Origin of the sequence: Stutzerimonas degradans, assembly GCF_024448505.1 — a bacterium.
Classification (GTDB): Bacteria; Pseudomonadota; Gammaproteobacteria; order Pseudomonadales; family Pseudomonadaceae; genus Stutzerimonas; species Stutzerimonas degradans.
Genome location: NZ_JAMOHV010000020.1, coordinates 1 through 18,784, shown reverse-complemented (window position 1 = coordinate 18,784; position 18,784 = coordinate 1). Strand labels below are relative to the sequence as shown.

At 56.6% G+C, this 18,784-nt stretch carries 16 protein-coding genes and 3 pseudogenes; 4 read left to right on the top strand and 15 right to left on the bottom strand.

Going from position 1 to position 18,784, the window contains the following annotated elements:
- Positions 1–51 precede the first annotated feature (51 nt).
- From NAV27_RS18630 to NAV27_RS18610, 5 genes are all read right to left on the bottom strand, one after another.
- Entirely contained in the window at positions 52–408 is a 357-nt protein-coding gene (locus NAV27_RS18630; protein WP_102829505.1) for a copper-binding protein, read from the bottom strand.
- A complete protein-coding gene (locus NAV27_RS18625; RefSeq protein ID WP_102829504.1) occupies positions 405–3,569 on the bottom strand; it encodes an efflux RND transporter permease subunit in 3,165 nt (1,054 codons plus the stop codon). Before NAV27_RS18625 ends, NAV27_RS18630 begins: the two co-directional genes overlap by 4 nt.
- Entirely contained in the window at positions 3,566–5,017 is a 1,452-nt protein-coding gene (locus NAV27_RS18620) for an efflux RND transporter periplasmic adaptor subunit (protein ID WP_102829503.1), read from the bottom strand. Before NAV27_RS18620 ends, NAV27_RS18625 begins: the two co-directional genes overlap by 4 nt.
- Positions 5,014–6,267, bottom strand: coding sequence for a TolC family protein (locus tag NAV27_RS18615; protein WP_014822248.1), 1,254 nt, complete (start codon positions 6,265–6,267; stop codon positions 5,014–5,016). The genes NAV27_RS18620 and NAV27_RS18615 overlap by 4 nt, the downstream gene beginning before the upstream one ends.
- A gap of 548 nt (positions 6,268–6,815) precedes the next feature.
- A complete protein-coding gene (locus NAV27_RS18610; RefSeq protein ID WP_081002777.1) occupies positions 6,816–9,179 on the bottom strand; it encodes a heavy metal translocating P-type ATPase in 2,364 nt (787 codons plus the stop codon).
- Between the two features lie 228 nt (positions 9,180–9,407).
- Between NAV27_RS18610 and NAV27_RS18605 the strand changes: the two genes are divergently transcribed.
- Both NAV27_RS18605 and NAV27_RS18600 read left to right on the top strand, forming a co-directional pair.
- Positions 9,408–10,115, top strand: a complete 708-nt coding sequence (locus NAV27_RS18605; RefSeq protein ID WP_230697813.1) for an HAD family hydrolase — start codon at positions 9,408–9,410, stop codon at positions 10,113–10,115.
- A 41-nt stretch (positions 10,116–10,156) separates the two neighbouring features.
- Positions 10,157–10,327, top strand: a pseudogene (locus NAV27_RS18600) (arsenic resistance protein); the annotation flags it as partial.
- Positions 10,328–10,352: 25 nt separating this feature from the next.
- Here the strand turns inward: NAV27_RS18600 and tnpC are convergent.
- The 6 genes and pseudogenes from tnpC to NAV27_RS18570 all read right to left on the bottom strand — a co-directional run bounded on the left by tnpC (position 10,353) and on the right by NAV27_RS18570 (position 13,883).
- Positions 10,353–10,716 (bottom strand): annotated as a pseudogene (gene tnpC, locus NAV27_RS18595) (Tn3 family transposase post-transcriptional regulator TnpC).
- Positions 10,713–11,177, bottom strand: a pseudogene (locus NAV27_RS18590) (Tn3 family transposase); the annotation flags it as partial. The pseudogenes tnpC and NAV27_RS18590, both read right to left, overlap by 4 nt.
- 811 nt (positions 11,178–11,988) lie before the next feature.
- Entirely contained in the window at positions 11,989–12,642 is a 654-nt protein-coding gene (locus NAV27_RS18585) for a 3'-5' exonuclease (protein WP_017246335.1), read from the bottom strand.
- A gap of 94 nt (positions 12,643–12,736) precedes the next feature.
- Positions 12,737–13,111, bottom strand: coding sequence for a hypothetical protein (locus NAV27_RS18580; protein WP_080585104.1), 375 nt, complete (start codon positions 13,109–13,111; stop codon positions 12,737–12,739).
- A 53-nt stretch (positions 13,112–13,164) separates the two neighbouring features.
- Positions 13,165–13,479 carry a hypothetical protein gene (locus NAV27_RS18575; RefSeq protein ID WP_041016061.1) on the bottom strand — a complete coding sequence of 105 codons (315 nt, stop codon included), beginning with the start codon at positions 13,477–13,479 and terminating at the stop codon, positions 13,165–13,167.
- On the bottom strand, positions 13,479–13,883 hold the full coding sequence (locus NAV27_RS18570; RefSeq protein WP_017246334.1) for a DUF6957 family protein: 405 nt from the start codon (positions 13,881–13,883) through the stop codon (positions 13,479–13,481). Before NAV27_RS18570 ends, NAV27_RS18575 begins: the two co-directional genes overlap by 1 nt.
- 916 nt (positions 13,884–14,799) lie before the next feature.
- Here NAV27_RS18570 and NAV27_RS18565 point away from each other — a divergent pair.
- Positions 14,800–15,051, top strand: coding sequence for a PIN domain-containing protein (locus NAV27_RS18565; protein WP_026006656.1), 252 nt, complete (start codon positions 14,800–14,802; stop codon positions 15,049–15,051).
- A gap of 95 nt (positions 15,052–15,146) precedes the next feature.
- Positions 15,147–15,764, top strand: coding sequence for an HAD family hydrolase (locus tag NAV27_RS18560; protein WP_019407037.1), 618 nt, complete (start codon positions 15,147–15,149; stop codon positions 15,762–15,764).
- A gap of 526 nt (positions 15,765–16,290) precedes the next feature.
- On the opposite strand, the gene NAV27_RS19250 is transcribed toward NAV27_RS18560, so the two are convergent.
- The 4 genes from NAV27_RS19250 to NAV27_RS18545 all read right to left on the bottom strand — a co-directional run.
- Positions 16,291–16,530: a DUF6953 family protein gene (locus NAV27_RS19250; protein ID WP_373278729.1), complete on the bottom strand. Its 240-nt coding sequence runs from the start codon at positions 16,528–16,530 to the stop codon at positions 16,291–16,293.
- Positions 16,531–16,546: 16 nt separating this feature from the next.
- Positions 16,547–16,741: a YodC family protein gene (locus tag NAV27_RS18555; RefSeq protein WP_102829500.1), complete on the bottom strand. Its 195-nt coding sequence runs from the start codon at positions 16,739–16,741 to the stop codon at positions 16,547–16,549.
- A gap of 47 nt (positions 16,742–16,788) precedes the next feature.
- The gene (locus tag NAV27_RS18550; protein WP_102829574.1) at positions 16,789–17,781 is read right to left on the bottom strand and encodes a phage integrase; all 993 of its coding nucleotides are present in this window, start codon (positions 17,779–17,781) and stop codon (positions 16,789–16,791) included.
- Positions 17,781–18,784: phage replication initiation factor (locus NAV27_RS18545; protein ID WP_256055317.1), on the bottom strand; the 1,004-nt coding region annotated here is incomplete at its 5' end. The genes NAV27_RS18550 and NAV27_RS18545, both read right to left, overlap by 1 nt.

Here is an 18,784-nt window from a genome sequence, read left to right as displayed (position 1 = left end):
CATTCTCGTGTTGGTACGACCGCCGCGCCTGCGGCGGTCGCTTTCTGCTCTTTACTGCTTTTCGATGCGCGTAATGGTGGAATCCATACCTTTCGAGGAGAACTCGAATTCGACCTGGTCCCCTTCTTTCAGCGTTTGGAGCTGATCAGGCTTCGCTTTGAAGCCCATCGTCATAGAAGGCCAACCCAGCGCTTCGACCGGGCCGTGTGCAATGGTCACGGTGCCGCTCTCGGTGTTTACTTTCTTGACTGTGCCGATGGCTGTAGCGGTCTGTCCCGCCGACTTCTGGTCCATTGGCATGTTCATGCCTTTGTGATCCATCGGCATGCCGTCCATTGGCTCCTTGTCGGCGGCATAGGCGACTGGCACCAGGAAGAGTGAGGCAAGGGTGATGTGCTTAATGTTCATGGATGTTCTCCAGTGGGGTTGGTTGCTTGCTGGGTGGTAACTCGCAATTGCCGGCGGCGCATCAGCAGGTAAGCTGCCGGCAGAACGAACAGGGAGAGCAAAGGGGCGGTGATCATCCCGCCCACCATGGGCGCGGCGATGCGGCTCATGATTTCGCTGCCGGTTCCGCTACCCCAGAGGATGGGCAGCAGACCGGCGATAATCACTGCTACGGTCATGGCCTTGGGGCGCACCCGCTGCACAGCGCCTTCGCGGATTGCGTCGAGCAGTACGCCTTCGCCATGGGCTCCAGCGTTAACCCGATCTGTCCATGCGTTCTTCAAATACAGCAGCATAATGACGCCGAACTCAGCAGAAACGCCTGCCAGTGCGATGAAACCGATTCCTGTCGCTACCGATAGGTTGTACCCGAGCAAATAGAGGAACCAGACGCCACCGGTTAGGGCGAATGGCAGCGTGGCCATGATCAGCAACGCCTCCCCAAAGCGCCCAAACGTGAGGTAGAGCAAGACAAAAATGATGAGCAAGGTAGCCGGCACGACGAGCTTCAGCTTCGCGTTAGCTCGCTCCATGAATTCGAATTGGCCGGAATAGCTGATGCTCATGCCGGATTCGAGCTGGACCCCTTTGCTGATCTTTTCCCTCAGATCGCCCACCACAGCCGCCATATCGCGGCCACGAACATCGACGTAAACCCAGCCCGACAGCCTTGCGTTTTCGCTTTTAAGCATGGGCGGTCCGTCTGTCACCTGTACTTTGGCCACGGTCCCCAACGTGATCTGGCTGCCTTGCGGCGTGTAGATCGGTAGGTTGCGCAGATCGGATATCGAGTCGCGCCACTCGCGGCCATAGCGGAGGTTGATCGGATACCTGGCGAGCCCTTCCACGGTTTCACCAATGGTTTGACCACCGATGGCACCGGCCACGATCGATTGCACGTCCGCGATATTCAGGCCGTAGCGTGCGGCGGCGACACGATCGATATCCACATCGATATACCTGCCGCCGGTCAGTCTCTCAGCAAGCGCCGAACTGACCCCAGGCACCGTTTTGGCGATTTTTTCCACTGCCTGGGTGGCTTTGTCGATCTGTGCCAAGTCAGTGCCATACACTTTCACCCCGATCGGGCTCTTGATACCCGTCGCCAGCATATCGATACGGTTTCGAATCGGCGGGATCCACAGATTGGCTAATCCAGGTACCTGTACGGTGCGATCCAACTCCTCAACCAGCTTGTCAGGCGTCATCCCAAGGCGCCATTGATCCTTCGGCTTGAACTGAATGGTCGTCTCGAACATTTCCAGCGGGGCGGGATCTGTAGCGGTGTCGGCTCGACCAGCCTTACCGAACACGTGTGCAACTTCTGGAACCGTTTTTATGAGCCGGTCCGTCTGCTGCAGTAGCTCAGAAGCCTTCTGAGCGGAGAGGCCTGGAAGCGCAGTGGGCATATAAAGGAGGTCACCTTCATCCAGCGGGGGCAAGAACTCCCCACCAAGGCGAGAGGCCGGCCACAAGCCTGTCAGGAAGACCAGAACAGCCACCAGCAGAGTCATCTTGGGCCAGCGCAGTACCGCGTCCAGGGCCGGCTTGTAGATCCAGATGAGGCCACGGTTGAGTGGATTACGGTGTTCGTCAGGGATTTTGCCCCTGATCCAATACCCCATGAGCACCGGAACCAGCGTGACAGACAGGCCCGCGGCGGCTGCCATTGCATAGGTTTTGGTGAACGCCAGTGGACCGAACAGCCGGCCTTCCTGCGCCTCCAGGGTGAACACTGGTATGAACGACAGCGTGATGATCAGCAGGCTGAAGAACAGTGCCGGCCCCACTTCAACAGCCGCGTCAGTAATGACCTTCCAGTGCTCCTGGCCCTTCAAGGTGGAGTCAGGATGCCGCTTGTGCCAGGCCTCAATGTGCTTGTGGGCGTTTTCGATCATGACGATTGCTGCATCGACCATCGCTCCGATGGCGATCGCGATGCCACCCAACGACATGATGTTGGCGTTGATGCCTTGCCGCTGCATGATCACAAAAGCAATCAGGATGCCGATCGGCAACGACACGATGGCGACCAACGACGAGCGCAGATGCCACAGAAAAATCGCGCAAACCAACGCAACGACAATGAACTCCTCGATGAGCTTGTGCGTGAGGTTTTCAACGGCACTGTCGATCAGCTTGCTACGGTCGTACGTCGTGACGATTTCGACGCCTTGGGGCAGGCTCGCTTTCAGCTCATCCAGTTTGGTCTGAACGGCAGCGATGGTTTCCCGAGCGTTCTTGCCGCTCCGCAGGATCACCACGCCGCCGACTACCTCACCTTCACCGTCAAGCTCGCTGATGCCCCGGCGCATTTCCGGGCCGAGCTGGATATGCGCAACGTCCCCTAGCGTCACAGGCACGCCGCCGTCGAGACGCAAAGGAATGGCTCGAAAGTCTTTGAGTGTCTTGAGATACCCGGTCGCACGGACCATGAACTCGGTTTCTGCGAGTTCCAGAACACTCCCGCCGGTTTCACGGTTGGCTTCATCGATCGCCTTTGCAATCTGCTGCTGCGTCACGCCCCTGCTTGCCATGCGCACGGGATCCAGTACGACCTGATACTGCTTGACCATCCCGCCTATGGGCGCGACTTCCGCCACGTTGGGCAGTGTCTTGAGCTCATAGCGCAGGAACCAATCTTGCAAAGAGCGCAGCTGCGAGAGGTCATGTTTGCCCGTTCGGTCTACCAAAGCATATTGGTAGATCCAGCCGACACCTGTGGCGTCAGGGCCCAAAGCGGGTTTGGCGGCGGCGGGAAGCCGACTCTGCACCTGACTCAGGTACTCCAGCACCCGAGAACGGGCCCAATAGAGGTCGGTGCCGTCCTCAAACAGGACGTACACGTAGCTATCCCCGAAGAAGGAGTAGCCGCGGACCGTCTTTGCGCCGGGGACAGACAGCATGGTCGTCGTCAGTGGGTAGGTGACCTGATTCTCAACGATCCGGGGCGCCTGCCCGGGGTATGGCGTGCGAATGATGACCTGAACGTCGGAAAGGTCTGGCAACGCATCGACAGCAGTGTTCTTGACCGACCAGATACCCCAGGCCACCGCGAACAAAGTGGCCAGCAGGATCAGAAAGCGGTTGGCTACTGACCATCGGATTATGGCTGCAATCATTTCTGGCCCCCGAGCTTCTCGATGCGCTCGATGACCAGGCCTTCGTCGCTTTCACGCACGCCCACACGGACGCGGTCGTCGACTTGCAAGCCTGACAGCAGGGATTGATCCGCAACCGGAAAGGACATGGTCATCCCAGGCATGTTCAGCGTCTTGAACGGCCCATGCGACAGGCCAACCATGCCATCTTCCAGGCTGACTATCGTACCTTCAGCCTCGTGCAGCGCAGGTTCTGTAGAAGTTGCAGGCTCCTCCAAACCCTGAGCGGTCAGCCCGCGTAGGCTCGCCTCTGAATCCAGGAGAAACTGACCGGACGCCACGACCTTCTGACCGGCTTCCAGCCCTTCAAGCACCTCTGTCTGGTCATCGAATTCCCGGCCTGTGCGAACCTCAATCGGGCGGTAACGGCCTTGATCCTCGGCCAGCATCACCAATGCGCGCCGACCGGTGCGAATGACCGCCTCGGACGGGATGACCAAGACATCTTCGACGTTGCGACTCAACGTCACCTCGGCCGTCATGCCGGGACGAAGCCGTTGTTGCGGATTAGGCAGTTCAACCCGGACGCGCACAGTACGGCTATCCAAGTTGGCTTGTGGTAGTACGGCCTGGATCGTCCCTTCCAGAACTTCACCTGCAAAGGCCGGGAGGCGCGCGTTGACCAGCTGCCCAGGCGCCACATTTGCAACCTGCGCCTCAGGCACCGCAACCTCTAACCATACCTTTTCCAGCCCATTAACACGTGCCAGAGACGCACCAGTGGATACGGTCATGCCCTCGCGAACGTCGAGGCTGTTCAGCACGCCGCCTATTGGACTCCTCACTGTCCAAACAGGGCGCGCTTTACCAGTTCGTTCTAGCTGCACTATGACTTCTGGCGGCATGCCAGCAAGGCGCAACCGCTGGCGAGCCGCTGCGAGCAGCTGGGGTTGGCCGACCCCTTTGAGCGCCAGGTACTCTTCCTGTGCGGCAGCCCATTCGGGAACCAAAAGATCGGCTAACGGCGCGCCTTTTTCGATGACATCCTCCGGTGCTCGGTCGTAAACGCGCTCGACAAAGCCACCGGCACGCGCCTGCACAACCGCCACGTCTCGCTCGTCAAACATCAACGCGCCTGTCGCTTCGAGCGACTGGCTGATCGATTCACGCGTTACGGTTGCCAAGCGCACGCCGAGATTCTGCGTCACGCTCGGGTCGATACTGATCGATGCCCCGTCGCTTCCCTCATCTGCATAGCGTGGAATCAATTCCATATCCATGAATGGCGACTTGCCCGGCTTATCGAACTTTTGCTGGGGGACCATAGGGTCATACCAATAGAGCACTTCCTTGTCTTCTTCTGCAGGCGATTGTCCGAAGGCTGCGGTAGGCAGACCGATTAGCGCTGCAGCGCTAATCATCAGAGGCAGACTGAAGGCGAGTACCAGCCGCTTGTGTTGGAATGTCATGGTCGGGTATCTCCAAAGGCGAAATGCAGGCGGGCATTGCTCAACGATCGATCGCGGGCGACGTCAATACGCCGTAGCCGGGTCTCCACAAGCTGTCGTCGCGCTTCGATCACAGCGGTCAGCTCACCGCTTCCGGAGCGGTAATCGGCCATGGCAAGGCGGACCTTCTCTTCAGCGAGGGGTAGTAAGGTTTTGTCGAGGCGGATGAGTGCGCGGTCCAGACGCTGATACTCAGCGAGGTCAGTACTCAGCTCTTGGTTGTACAGGCGCAAGGTCGCTTGGCGCTGAGCCTCGATCTGGGCAAGGCGAGCTCGTTCGGCCGCGATCTTCGGATCCTGCCGAGAGCTGGTAAACAGCGGCAGGTCGAAGCTGACGCTGAGGTTCACCATGTCGCCGTACTCACGGCCACGTCGCAGGTAGTCGACCCCCCAACTCCAATCCGGTGTTTTCTCTGCGATGGCCTGGTGAACCTTTGCCTCCGCTTCACGAGTCATCGGGTCGAAGGCGAGTAACGCCGGGTGCCGGTTCAGGTTGTGCTGATAGTTATCAACGGCGGCAAGCCATTGCGGCCAGTCACCTGTAAGCGGCTGGCCTGCTAGCTCGCCTATCCAGCGCCGGAGGCCGGCCCGCGCAACAGCCTGGTTACGCAGCAGCTCATCCTCTTGTTCAGCCAGCAATGCTGCCTCTTGCCTCGGAAGTACGCTGTCTGCGGTTTGTCCGCTGCCGCCAGCAATGCGGGCCTGAACAGCCCGCGAAAGGAGCTGATTCTCGCTGTAAAGCTGCTTGAAAAGGCTTAGCTTCTGCTCGACCGCGAAGCTAGCGATCCATGCCTCGGCGGTTGCTTGGCGCACACCGAGACGTTCAACCGTTTGCTGGGCGTTTGCGAGCGCAACACTAGCCTGCGCGGCCTCGACACGAGCGCGCCTTTTCGCTCGGTTTGGCACATCTTGCATGACCCCAACCATTTGCATGGTCATGGCCTCTTGCTCCAACTGCCAGCGAGCGTCACCTTCGATGGGCACGCTTTGCAGTCCAAGCTTAAGTTTAGGGTCAGGAAGCTCGCCGGCAGGGATTGCAGCGCTGCGTGCGGCCACCAGGTTGGCGGCTTGCGCATGCAGCGAAGGCGCGTCTTGCTCGGCCACGCTCAGAGCTTGTTCTAAGGTCAAAGCGGACGCTAACCCTGGAAACGAGAGCGCGCCCATGATCAAGGCGGCCACGTACGGCGGCGCCCAATAAATACGGGGTTTCATTTGCGAAGGATTCCTGATCTTTCATGCGAGCCAAAGGCGCGCGGTAGCCGGCCCGAATGCTCACTCGGGCGGTTCCTATAAATTGATCGGAATTAGACGCGGGGTGGATGCCAGACGGCGTCTAAAAGGCTAGAGGGGATCAGGCCGTTATAGGGAGTGGTCACGGGTTTAGCAGCAGGCATCAGCTGGGCTTTTATTGAGACAAGCTGAAGGATACTTGCAGTTTTGCATTCTTGGCCCGTCTTGCAGACGGTCGCCGTTCCATGCTCATTCGCTTCACAGCACTCGGGCTCAGCGCCGCTGACGCCAGCCATCGACGCGTGGCTGGCTGCCATAGCCTCTATGCCTACCCTATCAGGCATTACGTGATGCGCTGACGACCCAACCGGCATGAGCAATTGCGCCATCCCGTTGATCGGAAGCGCGAGCACTAGCAGCAGGACAAGGAAGGAGCGCATGTAGGACTTCATATTTCCAGCTTACGGGCAATTCATGAGCAATCAATGAGGCTTCGGTCGCTTCGCAACCGAAGCCTAAGCCGACAGGCTTCAAACTACACGCGTTTGACGGAGCCGGAGTGCGTTGAACACAACCGATGCTGAGCTGAGGCTCATGGCTAGGGCAGCAATCATCGGAGACAGCAACAGTCCGAAGAACGGATAGAGCAGACCTGCGGCAATCGGGATGCTCAACCCGTTGTACATAAAGGCAAACAGAAGGTTCTGACGCATATTGCGAACCGTCGCCACCGAAAGCGTGCGCGCGCGCAGTATCCCCATCAGGTCACCTTTAACGAGCGTAACTTGGGCGCTGTTCATGGCGACGTCAGTGCCCGTGCCCATCGCTATGCCGACATCAGCCCTGGCGAGCGCCGGCGCATCATTTATTCCGTCGCCTGCCATGGCGACTACTTTACCTAGGGCTTGTAGCTTAACCACCAGCGCCTCCTTGTCCTGCGGCTTCACTTCGCCATGCACCTCATCGATCGATAGCTCACGAGCCACCGCGCGGGCAGTGGTAAGCCCGTCGCCGGTGGCCATGATGACTTGCACGCCCTCCGCTTGGAGCCGCGCTACAGCTTCCTTGGAAGTCGGTTTGATTGGGTCCGATACGGCCAGCAAGCCGGCAAGTGCCCCATCAACAGCCAGGTACACAATGCTGGTACCGCTCTCGCGCATTTTTTCTGCCTGATCTCTCAACGGCTCGACGCTCACACCCGCATCTTCCATAAGCGCGGTGTTGCCTAGTTGTAGCTGCTTGCCTTCCACCAGACCACGGACTCCGATACCTGACCCTGACTCGAAGGTCTCTGGCTTCGCCAGCTGGATACCTTCGCTTCTGGCATGGTCTACGATCGCGTGGGCTAGGGGATGCTCACTACCTTGATCCAAGCTGGCAGACAAACGGATGACTTCCTGCGAGTCAAACGGCGTGACGCCTATGGCCCGATCGAAGACAGGTCGGCCCTCGGTCAAGGTTCCTGTTTTATCGACAATCAGCGTGTCTACCTTACGGACGTTCTCGATGGCGCCTGCGTCTCTGAAAAGCACTCCGCTTCCAGCCGCTTTGCCTGTGGCAACCATGATCGACATAGGCGTTGCAAGGCCAAGTGCGCAAGGGCAAGCAATGATCAGAACCGCAACTGCATTGATCAGGCCGAATACCCAGCCCTGCTCGGGTCCAAACAGGCCCCATGCAAAGAATGTCAGCAAGGCGATACCAATGACCGTCAGCACGAAATAACCCGCAACCGTGTCCGCCATTCGCTGCATGGGTGCTTTGGAGCGTTGCGCATTCGCAACCATCTGGACGATTTGTGAAAGCATAGTCCCGGAGCCAACCCTGGTGGCTCGCATGACAAGCGAGCCGCTCGTGTTCATCGTCGCGCCGATAAGCGAATCGCCTGTCCGCTTCGTCACCGGAACCGGCTCGCCCGTTAGCATGGATTCGTCGACGGCGCTCTCGCCCTCTAACACCTCTCCATCAACGGGTACCTTTTCACCAGGACGAACGCGCAGATGGTCGCCCTCGTGAACATGTGTGAGCGGGATGTCCTCCTCGGAACCATCCTTGGCGATACGGCGAGCTGTTTTGGGTGATAAGCCAAGCAGGGACTTGATTGCGGAAGATGTCTGAGAGCGGGCCTTCAGTTCGAGCAGCTGACCTAAAAGCGTCAGTGAAATGATGACCGCTGCGGCTTCGTAGTAAACGCCTATCCGGCCGCCCACAGTGAATGACTCTGGAAATATGCTCGGTAAGACGGTTGCTACGATGCTGTAAATATACGCAGCCCCTGTGCCAAGCCCGATCAACGTCCACATGTTTGGGCTGCGATGCTTAACTGATGCGAAACCGCGCACGAAAAATGGCCAACCTGCCCACAAGACAACCGGGGTCGTAAGGGCTAGTTCAACCCAGTTCTGGCTAGCGCCGTGAAACAGCGGTATCGCATGTCCCGCCATTGCCAACAGGGTTACTGCTACGGTCAGGGGCAGAGACCACCAGAATCGCTTCGAGAAGTCCTTGAGTTCGGGATTCTCCTCCTCGTCGAGTTCAGGGATCAGAGGTTCCAATGACATCCCGCAGATAGGGCAATCACCTGGACCCATTTGGCGGATCTCAGGGTGCATCGGGCAGGTGTACTCTGTCGTTGCATCACCGGCGGGTGGTTTCTGTGCGGGTGGGGTAGATGCCCGAGAGGAGGTCCCATGAGCCTGCGGTGCAGCGAGATATCGAGCAGGGTCGGAACGAAACTTGGTCTGGCAACCCTGGCTGCAGAAGCGGTAAGTGCTTCCCTGATAATGCTCTTGATGCTCGCTATCCTCTTCCACCTTCATCCCGCAGACGGGGTCTGTGAGTGCTGCAGTACCTTTCGTTTGGTCGGGCTGGTGATGGCACTGCTGAGAGGACATACGGGGCACCTTATGGATTGGTTAGCGACGAACTTGGCCTATTGCAGGGACATTTGCGGTTTTTCAATGCTTGCAGCGTCTGACAGCCAATATATGCAAAGCGTCCTGACCAAAGGCTGAAGTAACCATTACATTTCTGTCAGGTTCTCTGGTATGTCAGGTCGTATGTATGTTGAAGCGAGCTGCTGAAAAAGTAGCTCGCGCAGATACCGCCTGCTGGCCTAGCCTATGCCTCCATTGTTCGATGCTCGGCCGCTTCATTTTGATGAATACCGAACCGTGCAAAAGCCTAAGCGCAGGTACTCTGTTTTGATAGAAGCCGTAATTTTTGATGTCTATGGCACGCTCCTGCAAATCGGTGAACGGCGGCGGCCATTTCGCAACCTCTTAAAACAGGCACGCAGCCAAGGTCGTCAACCTAGGGCCGATGATGCCAGGACATTGATGACACAAAACGTGGGGCTGGCCGGCGCCGCCAATCTGTTTGGTACACAACTAGGTAACGTTGAGCTTGCTACTCTGGAGCTTGATCTCTACGCGGAACTGGCAAGCGTGCGTCCCTATGATGACGCTCTGCGGGCACTGGAAAGCCTTAAGAGAGCGGGGCTAAAAGTGGCGCTATGCTCCAACTTGGCTACCCCCTATGCCATACCAGCCATGTTGCTACTGCCTGAGTTTGACGCCTATGCCTGGAGCTTCGAGGTGGGCGCGATCAAACCGGAGCCGGCGATCTACGATCATCTGGTAAAGCGGTTGGATTGCAAAGCGTCTTCCATTGCTATGATTGGCGATACATTGGAGGCCGATGTGCTCGGTCCCGATAGGCTTGGAATACATGGATTCCACCTACAACGCGATGCCATCAGTAGTCCTGAGCGATTCGTTAGCCTGAGCGAATTTGCAGACTACATTTTGGGTCATGGGCGCTCTCGCTAGAAAGCAGCACTAGCACACATTGACGCCACCTCAATCTATCGGCCTTCAGTTCAGACACTCGCAACTCGCTTGCAGTGCTTCCCCTGGGGTTGGCGCTCCTAGAGTCCATTCGCGCGCTGGCCGCGGCGGCTGTGATCACTCAGACACTCGTAGAACTGACTGGTGAGTTGATCTACTTGCGGGCGACTCCAGCCATGGTCAGAAACAGTTGAATCTGGGCGAAATCGGCTAGAGTGCTCATGCCTCGCGGTTTGGTGCAAGACTGATAAGCGGCGCAATGAGGAGCTGAGCAGTGCGAGCCCAGGAAACCAGCGCCTCAAGATCCGTCTGTAGAGATTCGGCCTCTGCCCAGATACAGGCACTCTCGGCAGGCACCGTAAGAGCGATGCCCTCAACTATCGTCAGAACCATCGCATGCAATCTCAGCAGCTCATCGCGAATGGCGGTGGTTCCGCCCATTTCTAGCGAGCAGGCGTCCAATCGATCAACCAGCCGGAGCAGTTGAGAGGTGTCGAAGCCGTCGCGCAAAGTTTTCCAACGCCACTGCATCGACTTCGCCGTACGGTGTAACGCGAAAGGATGCGGGAGGAACATTGATCATGTGGTTTTCTCGGTATCTAGCTGGCGAGGTGTGATCACCCGCAGCGAGCCGGCAGCTTGTTGAAACACCGAGTCCTTGATCCAGGGCTCCGGTGGCCGTTTGAGCTTGAGGTTGAATTCGCCGAAGCGCTTGACGTTGCTGGTCTGGTAGGGGCTGAGGAAGGACACGTCCTCGTCGGTGAATTGCCAACCCTCTCGGGCCAATTTCTGCAGAATGCGCATCATATCCACAGTGTTCTGCAGGATCACCGATGAGGCCATCATGTCGTTGTAGCGCAGACGTTTTTGCTGTTCGTCCGGATCGTTCTCAGCAATCACGTCGCCACCGAACGAAAGCCACTTCGAGAAACCGTTGTAGGACTCGATTTTATTGGTGTTCGCAGTGACTTCCTGGCGCAACTCGCGGCTACCGATCCAGTTGAGCAGGAAGATCGTGCGGATCACGCTGCCCAGACGCTCAGATATATCGACGATGCCCCGTGCGACCTTCAGTCTCGGGTTGATCAGTGACGGTTCCGAAGATCCATAGCGCCTGTTTTTATCTTCCCCGACGTAGATCAGGCCAATAGTGATATTTTCGCCCGCCACTTCGATGGTTTCGCCAGCAGAGAGCCACCGCACGTTGGCACTATTCAGGTTCGCCGGCGCGCTCGGAATTCGGTGGGAAGGCCGCTCAGTGGCCTCCAAAGTTACGGTAAAAAAGCCAGAGTCGTCTCGCTTTGCCGAAACCTGCCGGGGCGACGCCGAGACTTGCGCAGGAGCAGAGGGCTCACTTAGTGGCGAGACCTCATCCAATGAAAACGTCAGGCCGGTGCTTATGCCGAGGTCCGAGGAAATTGAACGAGTTCCCCCTTGAGGTGGCCGCATAGTTGTTGCCGAAGACATGACTGACGGTTTGCTGAAGGCCTTTATTACTAGCCACCCGCCTATGCCGACAATGAGTGCTCCGCCCAAGAAAACCCAAACACCCTTGGGAACGGAAGCGAGCCCCCCAATCACTAGGGCACACAGAACCATCGCTCCAGATACACCAGACTTGCTGCTGCGCTTACGCTTCCCTGCCATCGCTTCGACTCCCTATACAAGCATGCTGGCCATTTAGCAGTATCGGCAATTCGGGTGCATCAGCCAATACCTCGCGCCAAGCTACGTGTTGAATCTCTTTATGATGTTATCCAGATGTGTTCCGTATGCACTGGTGAGATGGCGGCTCGATGCGAGCCGGGCGGCCACGGGGTAGAATTGATGAGCAGGCACAGCGCCGTTCGCCCTACTACGTCGGCTGCCTCGCGCTGAGCAGTAACTGCGCTAACCGTGCCAGATTACGCGCATCGGCGATGGCCCTGTGATGCTCACCCTCCCAGGAAAGGCCTATGCTTTCCACTGCACGCTTCAGCCCTAGCGCATGGCAAGCGAAAATTTTCCAAAAGCACTTCTTTAGATTGATATGACGCGCCGGATCCAGCAATACATCTACCCCGGCTCTGATAGCGTCCTCCTTCAGCTGGTTTCGGTCGTAATCGCCCCAAGAGCACCAGCGCCAGCCTTCTGTATTTCGCGGCCTCAGCCAGTCACCAAGCTGATCTTGTACCTCCGCGAAACGCTTTGCAGTATCGATGTCAGATTGAGATATGCCGGTCAGCCCCGTGCAAAACTCAGTTAGCGTGGGGCGAAGTAGCGGCCGGACAAACTGTCCGAAATGATCGACAATCCTGTACTCCAACTGGACATCCAACAGCACGATGCCAATTTCGATCGTCTCCATCTCGTCGCGCTGGACCTCCAATATGTGAGCGTTCCGGGCCGCCTCGTTTAGGCCGGCAGGGTAGTCATCGCAAGTCGCTTCCAGATCCACGCAAAGTAACCAGCGACTTTCTCCAAGTTGTTGACGAAGCGCATCAAGCTGCCCCCAACGCTTTACCTGCATGACACCCCGCCCTTCTTTTCCTCAGAGGATATAAACCTACGAGCATCAGCACGGACCGTGGGCTCAGTTTTATAGTAGTGACACGAGAAACGGATCACTGAATCGTTACTGGGGTTGCGTGTATGCCTTTTGCCCTCTGTGCCAACAGCCAATCCAGTGACAGGCGCCCGCCGTCTTCTTTGAAAGTCACAATAACGTACAAGCTGCCCGTGGCGGTAAACAGCGCCCAAAATCCGCCTTGCTGATGAGCTTTCAGTACATCCGAGGTACGAACCCGGTGACCGTCCTGGAACCTTCCATACACATCCGCCCGCACGTGACGATGAACCACGCCGATACAACAGCCTGAGATTAAATAAGCGTCAGTGAGATACGCCGTAACTTCCCTACCAAAAGACATACCCATTGCTCGCAACAACGCGTCAGATACATCACGTGCTTGGTCGATACTTCGTTTAGTTGAACTCATCGTGTCAGCACCCAAATTCGGATCAAAACTCTTTGTCTACCCCCCAATAACGGCTAGCTGTCCAACCAATAATCGTCTCGAGCAATACGCCCAAACTTGTAGTCTTCATGCTGCGGGGCTTCGCCAAACAAATGATGTATGCGTCGCTCCTGTCGCAAATACGCCAAGGTCATGAAGAAGCAGGTTTCACACATCCGTACGCGATAACGCTCACCATCATGTCGCGCGCCGTATCCCCAGTGCGCTTGCAGCACACCGAACTGTTCGCCGTACCCAGGCACTCGCATGGAGGTACCACAGACGTCGCAAGGCACATCGGGGTGTCGGTTGTCTGGTACGTCCATGCCCGCCAATATCTGACTACGCATCAAAAAATCTTCAACACAGTAGTGAGCTCGGCGCTTTTGCGAGCCCCTGGGCCAGCAAGCACATATCGCGTATTGCGCGTTCTGAAAATGCACCCATCGGCAAACTCAATCAGTTGTGTTGTACGCACCCAGTCACCCTCTTGGAAACGGTTGGCACTGTCGTACAACACGCGCCCGGCATACACCATCGCGGGCTGTTGCCCGGACGCCTGTAACGTTTCTCGTATCGCGTCAGGCACGATGAGATCGATCCAGATCCAGTCACGCACAACACAGAAAGGCACCTCGTCATGCAACGCAGCCGCTGAACCACGCGCGCACGCCTCTGCTAACGACATCTCGATACCGGGCATTACCTCACCCGGGGCGTATAACAAATGAGATACTTTCTTTAAATCGTCCATACCGTCTCTCTATCTGAGCTATAGATGTCTAAAGGCAGAATCTGGGCAAAACGTCCCTGCCTTGACAAACCTACCAAGTATGAAAAGCTTGTTTCCCAATGAGCGTCAGTTCTGACTTTTAATATATGGTCTGAGTCTAAAAGGCGAGCAGCGCAACCCCATCAACCTCCATTATTAAACCAAGTACTTTATTCATCGATGCAAGCCTATGGCGTCGCTCAATACGCTCAGTATTGGACAAAAAACAGCAACCTGAAACCTATGCAATAAAATAATCCAGCTCCAACGACTGCTCGTCAAGCACTTTTAGAATAGAAAAAGCCAACCACTGACCATCGGTATTTTTAATACGTATATATTGACAAGGATTGCCAGAACACATGCACCAGAAGAGCAAGAAGATAATCCTTATCGGACTTACCCTGGGCGCGGTCAATGACTATTTGAGATCAAGACATCTCCACGGACGATGCGAGGCTGATCCAACCGGCTCGGAGTCGTCTTTTCGAATTTTGAAATTTCGCACCGTTGGTAATCACCACAAGCGAGGCGCGTCTGTGACGCGGAAGGGTACCGCGACTCCTCGCGACTGCTTAAAATACAAACGAAAGCGGATGATCTGAGTAATTTGTAGCGAGGGGAAGGTTCGAGAAAGTCTGCGTACGCTGAGATCTGCTCACTAACACCTAGCTACCTATCTAGTGCACGCACGAAGCGCGCCACGCGTCGAGCTGTACGGCGAGGCCACAAAATGATGGAAATTATGGCTCAGCAATAATTATGGCTGAGCCATAATTCCATATAACCGCAGCGTCACGGAAAAACCGCAATTGTTTACAGCCTGCAATTGACCATGACAGCTGCCCCTCCAATGAGGGGATAGACTAAGTGGGTTAGCTAACTCGGGGCTGTGGAGATGATCGAGGATCGCGCCAATGAGCTGTTCATCAGCGCCGCTAGCATCTGGGAAATCGGCCAAAACGCGATGGGCAAAGCAAGCTTTCAGTTCGATTCAGGAGTACTAAGAAGGTCTCTTCTGGACGGCGACTACAAGGAGCTGTCCGTGACCAGCCGACACGCCATTACGGCTGCGGCCTCGCCTCTCCTTCACAGCGCCCATTTGATCGGATGCTCATCGGACAAGCAGCTTCGGAAGGCTTCATCCTAGTAACCAATAATCATGCTACAGCGAAGTATTCGGGGCCAATCAAGCACGTCGGTTGAATGCGCCAGCCTTCATACCCTGTCGTAACGGGATGTCTAATGACCATACAAGCCGTCATTTTTGATGCTTTCGGGACACTGATAAAGATTCAAGATGGGTCGCATCCGTACCGACAGTTGATGAAGATCGGAAAGGCGCATGGGCGGCGCCCCCGCCCGGACGACGCGTCTTTCCTGATGAAATCTGCGATAACGTTGACGCAAGCCGCAGCGCATTTGGGGATCACTGCAAGCCCTGAACAATTGAGCACTCTGGAAACTGTCCTGGCAGAAGAGATCGCAGCCGTTGAGGCATATCCTGACGGGCTCGAAGCGGTGAAACTGCTCCAAGAGCAAGGCATTCGAATCGGTGTTTGCTCGAATTTGGCTTTCCCGTACCGGCAAGCCGTCCTGCGTTGCTACCCCATGCTAGACGCATATGCGTTTAGCTGTGATTTAGGCGTAATGAAGCCCGAACCCACCATCTACAGTTGGATTTGCGATCAGCTTGGGGCGTCCCCGACCGCATCGTGGATGATCGGTGACTCCCAACGTTGCGACCGAGATGGGCCAACGGCAGTAGGCATCCGAGGCTTTTTTGTTGACCGAAACAGCACCAACGGTGACTGCCCTGAATTGGTTACGTTCGCTCGTAAGGTATTGGCAACCGCGCGTTGAGCGAGCGATGTCAGCCCCATCCATTTTCGCACCTCGCGATTGAAACCTGGAATCACACCAGGCAATCCTGCTCCATGAACCTCGAACCGCAGTCAAAATAAGACCGTAAATTGAGTTGAGGTGATTATGATCGGGTGCCAAGGGGAACACCTTAGAAACCCAAGGCGCCTCCCTAGATCATTGGTAACTTCAAACTCAGGAGCGTTTGGCTTCAACGCAGCCTAAACCCAACCGACTGCGGGCAGCTCTACTCGCCAACGCACGCAAAGCCACTCTCACAGATAGGTGAATGCGATGCTTGACAAGGCTCGAAAGGTTCATATACTCGCGCTCACTGTGAGCAATCCAACAAATCAAGGTTTCTTGCATAATGCGCTGAAGCCTTGATTTGGCCGGGATATTGAAGTTTGGGATTCAAATCCCCCCGGCTCCACCAATTAGAAGCACTTAAACCCCTGATTTTCCTAGAGAATTTCAGGGGTTTTTGCTTTCTGGGATAGCGGGTGTCGAAGAAGTGTCGATTTGGCTAACCTCTAGCCTCGCGGCCAGGTTCATCTTCAGCCACTCTCCACCGCCAATAACGGTCTGGTTTGACCCAAACAACCTCGTTCCCACTGAGTTTCATAAATGAATCTAGGATAGGCCGACCTAGAACGAGATTACCTTCCGCGTTTTCACGAAGAAGCGTATCTCCATTCCCCTTCACGACAACGTCAACCACGTCATCTTGATAGACGCACCCATGCTGCTCCAGCTCCGATAGCATCCACCGGGATACTTCTTCAGGAGACATTGCCTGGCCCTCGAACAGGCTCTAGGGAGTCGAACGGAAATCTGCCAACTTCAAGTTTTTTCCCTGCAAACCACTGACAGGCGTGGGTTTTTGATTCATTGTCAAAAACCTGCTGTACGGTCATGTCAGGGCCACCAGATTTCAGTTTTACAATGTCACCTACGTTGAACGTTGCTTCTGACATACACCCTCCTTGATTGATGGCTAATCGCCACGGCAGTTATAGCAAAGTCACGTGACCTGCGCAGCGTGTGGCCCAAGCGATATTGCATCCCTCAAATGATCCGGCGCCAGATGCGCATACCGCATCGTCATGGCCAGGCTCGAATGGCCCAGGATCTTCTGTAGCGTGAGGATGTTTCCGCCGTTCTGGATGAAGTGACTGGCGAAGGTATGCCGGAGTGCATGAGCAGCCTGCCCTTTCGGTAGCCTGATCGTGGTTCGCGCCAGCGCACGCCGGAAAGAGGTTATCGCCGGGGTGAAATGCCCGTAGCGCTTCCAGTGCTTCGTTATCTTCTTCTCCAGCTCCGGCGAGATCGGGACCGACCGAACCTTCCCGCTCTTGGTCCTGCTGAACGTGATCACACCGTTTCGGATAGATCCTGGCTGCAGCCTTTCGGCTTCGGACCATCGTGCCCCGGTTGCCAGACAGATCATTGCCACCAGCTCGACATGCGGGTTATCGCAGCCATTGCGGATCGACTCCAGCAACTCGGCGATCTGCTCGTTCGTCAGCCATGAAAGCTCACGCTCCTGGATCTTCAACGGCTTCACCAGCGCCAACGGGTTTTCGTACTTGATGACACCCAAGCCGCGAAGCTCGTTGTAGACCGAGCGCAGGTAGCCCAGCTCGTTGTTGAGCGTCTTCGGCGAAGCACCTGCCTCCATGCGAACCCGGCGATCATGCGCATAGGCTTGCGGGTCGATACGCGAGGCGATGGGATCTCGCAGCCGCTTGGCCAGAGCATCGAGCTTCTTGCGACGCCGCAGACCGTCCCTCAGCGAATGGCCGTGCAGGTCATACCAGGATTCGATCAGCGCACTCAGTCGCCGCGTGTCAGCCGTGCTGGGCGACCACTCCCGGTTCTCTATCACCTTTGCCCGACACGTCGCCTCGAACCGTTGGGCTTCGCCCTTGGTCTTGAAGGTCTTGCGGAAGCGCTTGCCCTTGATCGGCTCTACATCGACTTTCCAGCGGCCATCGTCGGTTTGCTGGATTGCCATCAGACCGCCCTGCCCCACCTCACATGGCGTTCCTGCAGCAGGTCTTTGATGTGCTTGTACAGGTCGCGCTCGCTCATGTCCTTGGCGGCGTAGTGATCACGGATGACCGGCCAGCAATCCCATTGCTTCAAGGTCTCGAATGCTTTCTTAGCGCCCACTCGCTCCCTTGCCAGCAGGCTTACGAAGTTTCCCAGGAAGAGCTCCACGTTCTTCCCCGAGAAGCCCCGCGAGGTCTTGTAGTACCGCTTGTACTCGGTTTCATCGACCAGGGAATCGACCGGCAGATCGACCCGCGCATCGTCGCGCATCAGCGTCCAGATCGGGTCGAAGTAGCCGGGCCGGGCGAGCAACTTGAACTGACCCAGGCCATAGCGCCACAGGCCGTCCAGATGGGCCGAGAACGCTGCGAAGGAGTCCGTATCGATGACTTGGCCGGTCTTCACGTCAGTCGAGCCGCTGGCGAACTGCTGGATGATCGAGTGGTGATAGCGCAGCTCGACGCGCCACACGTCCTGGGCCGGGTTGTAGTTCTCGGGGTCCTTGGCATCGAACGAATCACGGCGACGCCAGACGCTTTCCCAGTAGTCGAGCTTGTCCGTTGCGCGGGCCTGTTCGGTCTTGTTGTAGATACACAGCTGGACGCCGCCAGCCGAGCCGAACATGGACGTTTCGCCGCGACCGTAGACACTGGACTTGGTCGCCCACTCCACCTGATTGATGCCCGAGATATCCCGATGCGTTCTGGCTCGGCAATGCAGGCGGGCGACCAGATCCACCGGCGGTTTCCAGCCCTGCAGGTCCAACGCCAGATGGACCGCACACTGGTTACGCTCGCGGTGCGTCATCACGGCTGCGGCGTAGTAGTCCATCCGTTCTTGCAGGCGTTCCGGCGACAGCGCGTCAATGGCGTGCGGTGACACCTCGATTTTCAGGTGTGGGCCGATCTGTTCCAGCTTCGCGTTGAAGTTCTTGATCAGCAGCACGAAGCCAAGATCAGCGTTCT

What these genes read in the sequence shown, in the direction of transcription:
- NAV27_RS18580 (WP_080585104.1), bottom strand. Translation starts at nt 13,111, where the DNA reads ATGAGTTCAACTAAACGAAGTATCGACCAAGCACGTGATGTATCTGAC.
- NAV27_RS18555 (WP_102829500.1), bottom strand. Translation starts at nt 16,741, where the DNA reads ATGTCAGAAGCAACGTTCAACGTAGGTGACATTGTAAAACTGAAATCT.
- NAV27_RS18610 (WP_081002777.1), bottom strand. Translation starts at nt 9,179, where the DNA reads ATGTCCTCTCAGCAGTGCCATCACCAGCCCGACCAAACGAAAGGTACT.
- NAV27_RS18615 (WP_014822248.1), bottom strand. Translation starts at nt 6,267, where the DNA reads ATGAAACCCCGTATTTATTGGGCGCCGCCGTACGTGGCCGCCTTGATC.
- NAV27_RS18585 (WP_017246335.1), bottom strand. Translation starts at nt 12,642, where the DNA reads ATGCAGGTAAAGCGTTGGGGGCAGCTTGATGCGCTTCGTCAACAACTT.
- NAV27_RS18550 (WP_102829574.1), bottom strand. Translation starts at nt 17,781, where the DNA reads ATGGCAATCCAGCAAACCGACGATGGCCGCTGGAAAGTCGATGTAGAG.
- NAV27_RS18575 (WP_041016061.1), bottom strand. Translation starts at nt 13,479, where the DNA reads ATGCGTAGTCAGATATTGGCGGGCATGGACGTACCAGACAACCGACAC.
- NAV27_RS18570 (WP_017246334.1), bottom strand. Translation starts at nt 13,883, where the DNA reads ATGGACGATTTAAAGAAAGTATCTCATTTGTTATACGCCCCGGGTGAG.
- NAV27_RS18565 (WP_026006656.1), top strand. Translation starts at nt 14,800, where the DNA reads ATGATCGAGGATCGCGCCAATGAGCTGTTCATCAGCGCCGCTAGCATC.
- NAV27_RS18605 (WP_230697813.1), top strand. Translation starts at nt 9,408, where the DNA reads ATGCCTCCATTGTTCGATGCTCGGCCGCTTCATTTTGATGAATACCGA.
- NAV27_RS19250 (WP_373278729.1), bottom strand. Translation starts at nt 16,530, where the DNA reads ATGCTATCGGAGCTGGAGCAGCATGGGTGCGTCTATCAAGATGACGTG.
- NAV27_RS18625 (WP_102829504.1), bottom strand. Translation starts at nt 3,569, where the DNA reads ATGATTGCAGCCATAATCCGATGGTCAGTAGCCAACCGCTTTCTGATC.
- NAV27_RS18620 (WP_102829503.1), bottom strand. Translation starts at nt 5,017, where the DNA reads ATGACATTCCAACACAAGCGGCTGGTACTCGCCTTCAGTCTGCCTCTG.
- NAV27_RS18560 (WP_019407037.1), top strand. Translation starts at nt 15,147, where the DNA reads ATGACCATACAAGCCGTCATTTTTGATGCTTTCGGGACACTGATAAAG.
- NAV27_RS18630 (WP_102829505.1), bottom strand. Translation starts at nt 408, where the DNA reads ATGAACATTAAGCACATCACCCTTGCCTCACTCTTCCTGGTGCCAGTC.